Origin of the sequence: Aquisalimonas sp. (assembly GCF_007120195.1) — a bacterium.
Taxonomy (GTDB): Bacteria; Pseudomonadota; Gammaproteobacteria; order Nitrococcales; family Aquisalimonadaceae; genus Aquisalimonas.
In genome coordinates this window covers 1-5,937 of the sequence record NZ_SKOG01000193.1, presented here as the reverse complement: position 1 = coordinate 5,937, position 5,937 = coordinate 1, and the positions used below count along the sequence as shown (strand labels likewise).

Sequence of the window (5,937 nt, the reverse complement as noted above, 5' to 3'; positions counted from 1 at the left end):
GCATTTTTGGCCTAGTCAGTCTACTTGTCCCTTTACCCCCAGACATTAGCCCATAGCGGGCAAAAACCCTAGTGTCCTGTAACCGAGATTCGTTGTCTTCTGCTTGCCATTTTTCCGCGCACCCCTGTCCTGACAGACGCAGCGCGCATCGGCAATGTCGCGCACTTGTGGGTCAGGACACAAGAGGCACTGCACCATGGGCAATTCATCCTGGCACCGGCTCAGATCACTTGGCGCAGGTGTCCCGACTTTGCCTTGCACCTGTAATCACCTACTATAGTGGCAGCGCCCCCGCTCACGCGGGGCGTCACTGTTCCGAAGCGGGGGTGCTCCCGGATCGTCCGGGATGCTGAGAAATACCCTTGGAACCTGACCCGGTTTGTACCGGCGTAGGGAAGCTTTGATGGCCTGCCTCATCGAATGCGCCTCTCGCTTTGTGTTTTCCATGAAACCGGCCGCGGCCGGCGTACCACCAACCAGGTGAAAACACGATGAGTTCACACGTTTTTGTCTTCAGCGGCCAGTCCCATGGGCTGGATTCGGCGATCACGCGCCCCCTCCCGGGCTCCCGGCGTATCCACGTCACAGGCTCGCGACCCGACCTGCGTGTGCCCATGCGGGAGATCCACCAGGCCGACACTGTCAGTGAGCAGGGACGGGACGCGAACACGCCACTGGCGGTCTACGATACGTCCGGCCCTTACACCGATCCGGATGCGCCCATCGATCTGCGTCTGGGTTTGCCGGCCATTCGCAGGCCCTGGATCGAAGAGCGGGGCGATACCGAGCAACTCGGTGGGCCCAGCTCCAGGCACGGCCAGGACCGCGCCGCAGACCCGGCGACCGCGCCGTTGCGCTTTGCGCATATTCGGCCGCCGCGCCGCGCCCGCTCCGGCGCGAACGTCTCGCAAATGCACTATGCGCGCCAGGGAATCATCACCCCGGAGATGGAATTTATCGCTATCCGGGAGAATCAGCAACGCCACACCATCAGCGACCAGCGTCTGTTGCAGCGCCATTGCGGGGAGGCGTTCGGTGCCCGGATTCCCGATGTGATCACACCGGAGTTCGTGCGTCAGGAAGTGGCCAGTGGCCGCGCCATCATCCCCTGCAATATCAATCACCCGGAGCTGGAGCCGATGGTCATCGGCCGCAATTTCCTGGTGAAGATCAATTGCAATCTCGGCAACTCCGCGGTGACGTCGTCCATCGAGGAGGAAGTCGAGAAGATGGTGCGGGGGATCCGCTGGGGTGGGGACACGGTGATGGACCTGTCCACCGGCAAGCACATCCATGAGACGCGCGAGTGGATCCTTCGCAATAGCCCCGTCCCCATCGGTACCGTGCCCATTTACCAGGCCCTGGAGAAGGTTGACGGCAAAGCCCAGGAGCTTACCTGGGAGCTGTTCCGCGACACGTTGATCGAGCAGGCGGAGCAAGGTGTGGATTACTTCACCATCCACGCCGGTGTGCGCCTGCGCTATGTCCCCATGACGGCCAACCGTCTCACTGGCATCGTCTCTCGCGGTGGCTCGATCATGGCCAAATGGTGCCTCGCCCACCATCGGGAGAGTTTCCTGTACACCCACTTCGAAGACATCTGCGAGATCATGAAGGCGTACGACGTGGCCTTCTCCCTCGGGGACGGTCTGCGCCCTGGCTGCATTGCCGACGCCAACGACGAGGCCCAGTTCGCAGAGCTGGACACCCTGGGGGAGCTCACACAGATCGCCTGGAGGCACGATGTCCAGGTCATGATTGAGGGCCCCGGCCACGTGCCCATGCAAAAGATCAAGGAAAACATGGACAAGGAACTCGCCGTCTGCGACGAGGCGCCGTTCTATACCCTGGGCCCGCTGACGACGGATATTGCGCCCGGCTACGACCATATCACCTCAGCCATCGGCGCAGCCCAGATCGGCTGGTACGGAACCGCCATGCTGTGCTACGTCACACCGAAAGAGCACCTGGGCCTGCCCAACAAGGAAGACGTGCGCGAGGGCATTGTCGCCTACAGGATTGCCGCGCACGCCGCCGATCTGGCCAAGGGGCACCCGGCGGCCCAGGTGCGGGATAATGCGCTGTCGAAGGCCCGATTCGAGTTCCGCTGGCAAGACCAGTTTAACCTCGGACTGGACCCGGAACGGGCGCAGGCCTATCACGACGAGACCCTGCCCAAGGAAGGTCACAAGGTCGCCCATTTCTGCTCCATGTGCGGCCCGAATTTCTGCTCCATGAAAATTACCCAGGACGTGCGTGACTATGCGCGTCGGCATGGCCTGGAAACCGCTGAGGCCCTGCAGCAGGGCATGGAGGAGAAGGCCGAGGAGTTCCGACAGTCGGAGTACGGGATCTACCAGCCCAAATAAAACGAGGCCCCGCGGCAGTCGTCGCGGGGCCGTTGTCGCCGCACGCGGCCGACATGCTAGGATTGGCTGGTCAGGAATACGCCAACCCGCGCCAGGGCTGGCCCGGGAGGAGATACGCCGATGACTCATCCCCACGAGAACAGCCTTCTCGAGGAACCTGAAAAGACACTCCCACAGTGGCTGCTGACCAATGCAGTCGCGTTGGTCGTTGGCCTGCTTGCCTTTGCGCTGATCGGTTTCGTTGGCTACCAGATATCCACCGGCGGTTACGAGGTCACGGGTGGGCTACTCGTCGTGACGTCCATTACACTCGCCTGCCACGTGGCGGAGTTCGGCCGCCGCCGTGTCCTGCGCGCGCTCGGGGCCGTCTAGTGTCCTGCCCCAAATGTGCGTACCATTTCGGCCCGCCGGCGGGCCGTTGTCACAATGTTGGCGGCGCTCGAGGCGGTCTCGCCACGGCTTCGCGCGGGCCACCATGCCCACGGATCGCGGTGATGCCCTGCCCTGGCACGATGCGTTGAAAGGTACGTCGCCATGCTCGTGACCGCTTTGCTCGTCACCGGGACCGTCGTATTCGTCCTGCTCGCATTCGCCATGTACGGCCGCCGCGGACCGGTGCGGGCCACTCTCGCCGCCACCGCCATCATCGTCCTAATTGGCCTGGTCTGGGTGGCCATGGCCTTCCTGCCGCCGTAGTCGCCTCTCGCCCGGGAGTTAGTGTCCTGTCCCGCAAATAACGTTACGATTGTCGCGGCCCTGACGGCCCCTGGCGGCGTTGCGCCTCCTCGCCGTCGTCCCCGTACGCCTCGTCGGCGCGCCTTGCCAGGAACCGTCAGGATCCACGCCAATTTTCGCAACGTATTTACGGGACAGGACACTAGCATGCCCAATCTGGCGCTTGTCATCATTGCCGCGCTGTCGCTATTCGCGACTGGCTATGCGCATCACCGGCTTGCACTCACTATCCCGAGTGCCGGCCACCTGCGCACGGCCCGCCTTGTGCTCGTCGGCACGGGACTCGCCTTCGCCTGGGTGATGGCACGGCTCTACGGCGTCATGACAGAGTTGAACACAATACTGGTGTTCCTGGCCTCGTTCGGAATTGTGCACGTGCCCGCGGCGGCGATTCTGTTCATCAAATCGCGCAGCGTTGATGAATAGCAGCGGTCAGGACACAGGGCTCCCGGGCGTTGACCGCAGGAACTGCCCACCCGTCACGCGCTCACTCGGCGCCATCATCCCGGCGAGCGATCGCGGCCTCCAGATCCGCCTGCAGTTCCAGCGGGGGCACTTCGACGCCTTCCAGTGCCGCCGTCCACGCCACACCCACCCGCAGGTGATCACCGTCCATGCCGGGCAACCACCGCTCCATGAAGACATCCAGCGGTACCGCTTCCGGAGCAAAACTCCGCCACTCGTCCGTCGCGCACTCGGCGGCCGCCGCATCGTCCGCCCAGAAGGGCATGACCATGATGCCGTTGTCCAGCGCAGAGGGCGCGAGCGCCCAGCCCTCGTCGTCACTCAGACCCCAGACCAGGCCTGAGGTGATCACCTCGTCCAGGAAGGCACGATACGATGGGTCCACGGCTTCCTCGCCGGCTTGTGCCATTCGCTTGCCCTCCGCCTACCAAGCCGTCGCCATAACGGGCCCACCAAGGAACCCCCCGGTAGTGCATCGCGGCCTGTTTGCCCGTGCGCACTGACCAGATCCTGCAGCGCCCAAGGCACTGTGGCACGTGCCGCACACGCCCGACAACCGCCTCGCCCGTTGTTGGGGCGGCGCCAGCGGCGGCACTGCCGCCGCCCCAGCCGTGTTTGCAGCGGCATACGACTCCCTGTCCCGCACGTGCTGCCGGGTCTCGGTGTCAATACACACGCAAAGGTTAGTAGTACCATAGCCTCGTGATCTCGGTGCACGGCACTGTCAGCAGCATCTCACAACGGGTCTTAGCGCAATGCAGTACCGAACCAGCAACCCCTTGCTCCAGGTCATCCTGCTGATATTCGGCGTCGTGTTCATCGGCGCCGCCTTCTTTCTCGGCGCCTTGCTGCTCGCTGTGTTCCTGGGGCTAGGCGTGATCGTGGCGGTGATTCTCTGGATCCGTTTCCGGCTGCTTCAGGGCCTGCGGTGGCGCGGGCCAGGGAAATCCGCGCCCCCGCCGGAGTCGCACGCCAACCACCGCAGTACGGTCATCGAGGGGGAGTACGAAATCCGCAGTGCCAAAGCGTCGCGTAAGCAGCGACCGCCCAACGAGCACGATCGATGATCGCCGGCGCCGTTGGTGTGGCGTGACCTCCCTGAGGACCCGCTGTCAGCCACCCCGGGCGGCTTGTCGCAGACCCAATGCCCTCCACACGGGTGTCACGGAGTGCGGCAGCGCGGGCAGGCAGCCCAGTTCCACGCCTGAGTCCGGGCGGTGAAAATCGGATCCGCAGGACGCCAACAGATCATGCCGCAGCGCGAGGCCCACGGCATCACGCACCTGTGCTGGCGTCGCCCGGCCGGTCGCGACCTCCACGGCGTCTCCACCAGCCTGCACAAACGCCGCACAGAGGCGGCGAAGCCAGGCGCCCGTCATGCGGTAGGCAAAGGGATGGGCGATCACGGCCCAACCACCGGCCCGGTGGATCCAGCCCACTGCCGTTTCCAGGCTGACCCACGTCGGGTAGACCCAAGCCCGGCCATGGCGCCCCAGGTAGCGCTTGAACACCTGTGCGCTATCCCGTGCAGCGCCCTGCTCCACCAGCCATGCCGCGAAATGGCTGCGGCTAGGCGCTTGGCCGTGTGCGCTGGACATGGTGTCCATTGCCCCCGGAAGTCCGCACCGCGTCAGTCTTTCGGCAATGCGCCCGGCACGCTGCCAGCGCTGTTCCTGCTGCCAGCGCAACCCCTGATCCAGAAGCGGGTGGCTACCGACCCCTAGCCCGAGCACGTGGATCTCCCGGCCTTTCCAGAGGGTCGAGACCTCGACGCCGGGGACCAACTCCACACCCGATGCGGCAGCCGCCCGCGCCGCTTCCGGCAGGCCGGCGACAGTGTCATGGTCGGTCAGCGCCAACTGCTGTACGCCCTGGATCGCCGCCCGCTCCACGAGTGCCGCGGGCGTCAGAGCGCCGTCCGATGCGGTGGAATGGGCGTGCAGATCCACGCACAATGCAGGCGATTCGGTCGACGGGATGCGCATACTGCGATCGTCCCCCGATCGTCACCGAGAATCAATGCCAACCGCCGCCACGGGTGTTCACTCACTATAGGGGAATGCGGATGCGGCCAGACGACGACAGCGAACCACCAACCCTGGGCTGGGAGGGCTCCCGCAGCGCCCTGGTCTGCAGCGGTGACTGGACCTTGGCGGGGCTGTCTTTGCGAATACCCCAGCTGCCACCAGGGGTGGTCCGTGACGTGCACCTGGACATGACGGCCGTCGAGCGCCTCGACACAGCGGGCGCTGTCACCCTCAGCCGCCAGTTGCGGGAGCTGGAAACCAGGGGGTGCACGATTCACCGCGACGACGTTCCCGCCCGCCACCAGGTCTTCTTGGAACTCATCGCCAAGCATCACCAAGAG

General features: G+C 64.6%; 8 protein-coding genes and 1 riboswitch. Of the genes, 6 read left to right on the top strand and 2 right to left on the bottom strand.

Annotation, left to right across the window (positions count from 1 at the left end):
• Nucleotides 1–312: 312 nt before the first annotated feature.
• Nucleotides 313–414: riboswitch (TPP riboswitch) on the top strand.
• Between the two features lie 77 nt (nucleotides 415–491).
• The 4 genes from thiC (at nucleotide 492) to QZT63_RS13770 (ending at nucleotide 3,530) form a co-directional block, all read left to right on the top strand.
• A complete protein-coding gene (gene thiC, locus QZT63_RS13785) occupies nucleotides 492–2,369 on the top strand; it encodes a phosphomethylpyrimidine synthase ThiC (RefSeq protein ID WP_290652069.1) in 1,878 nt (625 codons plus the stop codon).
• A gap of 120 nt (nucleotides 2,370–2,489) precedes the next feature.
• Nucleotides 2,490–2,741, top strand: coding sequence for a hypothetical protein (locus QZT63_RS13780; protein ID WP_290652068.1), 252 nt, complete (start codon nucleotides 2,490–2,492; stop codon nucleotides 2,739–2,741).
• Between the two features lie 162 nt (nucleotides 2,742–2,903).
• On the top strand, nucleotides 2,904–3,065 hold the full coding sequence (locus QZT63_RS13775; protein ID WP_290652067.1) for a hypothetical protein: 162 nt from the start codon (nucleotides 2,904–2,906) through the stop codon (nucleotides 3,063–3,065).
• A gap of 186 nt (nucleotides 3,066–3,251) precedes the next feature.
• The gene (locus QZT63_RS13770; RefSeq protein ID WP_290652066.1) at nucleotides 3,252–3,530 is read left to right on the top strand and encodes a hypothetical protein; all 279 of its coding nucleotides are present in this window, start codon (nucleotides 3,252–3,254) and stop codon (nucleotides 3,528–3,530) included.
• Nucleotides 3,531–3,591: 61 nt separating this feature from the next.
• Here the strand turns inward: QZT63_RS13770 and QZT63_RS13765 are convergent, their stop codons facing one another.
• Nucleotides 3,592–3,978 carry a DUF2750 domain-containing protein gene (locus QZT63_RS13765; RefSeq protein ID WP_290652065.1) on the bottom strand — a complete coding sequence of 129 codons (387 nt, stop codon included), beginning with the start codon at nucleotides 3,976–3,978 and terminating at the stop codon, nucleotides 3,592–3,594.
• A gap of 346 nt (nucleotides 3,979–4,324) precedes the next feature.
• On the opposite strand from QZT63_RS13765, the gene QZT63_RS13760 reads away from it, so the two are divergent.
• Nucleotides 4,325–4,636 (top strand): hypothetical protein, encoded by a 312-nt coding sequence (locus QZT63_RS13760; protein ID WP_290652064.1) that lies wholly within the window; start codon nucleotides 4,325–4,327, stop codon nucleotides 4,634–4,636.
• Nucleotides 4,637–4,681: 45 nt separating this feature from the next.
• On the opposite strand, the gene QZT63_RS13755 is transcribed toward QZT63_RS13760, so the two are convergent.
• The gene (locus QZT63_RS13755) at nucleotides 4,682–5,554 is read right to left on the bottom strand and encodes a PHP domain-containing protein (protein WP_290652063.1); all 873 of its coding nucleotides are present in this window, start codon (nucleotides 5,552–5,554) and stop codon (nucleotides 4,682–4,684) included.
• A gap of 80 nt (nucleotides 5,555–5,634) precedes the next feature.
• Between QZT63_RS13755 and QZT63_RS13750 the strand changes: the two genes are divergently transcribed.
• On the top strand, nucleotides 5,635–5,937 hold a 303-nt coding region (locus tag QZT63_RS13750; protein ID WP_290652062.1), incomplete at its 3' end, for a hypothetical protein.

Coding starts and splice junctions, on each gene's coding strand:
- thiC (WP_290652069.1), top strand. CDS start 492: ATGAGTTCACACGTTTTTGTCTTCAGCGGCCAGTCCCATGGGCTGGAT.
- QZT63_RS13755 (WP_290652063.1), bottom strand. CDS start 5,554: ATGCGCATCCCGTCGACCGAATCGCCTGCATTGTGCGTGGATCTGCAC.
- QZT63_RS13780 (WP_290652068.1), top strand. CDS start 2,490: ATGACTCATCCCCACGAGAACAGCCTTCTCGAGGAACCTGAAAAGACA.
- QZT63_RS13765 (WP_290652065.1), bottom strand. CDS start 3,978: ATGGCACAAGCCGGCGAGGAAGCCGTGGACCCATCGTATCGTGCCTTC.
- QZT63_RS13770 (WP_290652066.1), top strand. CDS start 3,252: ATGCCCAATCTGGCGCTTGTCATCATTGCCGCGCTGTCGCTATTCGCG.
- QZT63_RS13760 (WP_290652064.1), top strand. CDS start 4,325: ATGCAGTACCGAACCAGCAACCCCTTGCTCCAGGTCATCCTGCTGATA.
- QZT63_RS13775 (WP_290652067.1), top strand. CDS start 2,904: ATGCTCGTGACCGCTTTGCTCGTCACCGGGACCGTCGTATTCGTCCTG.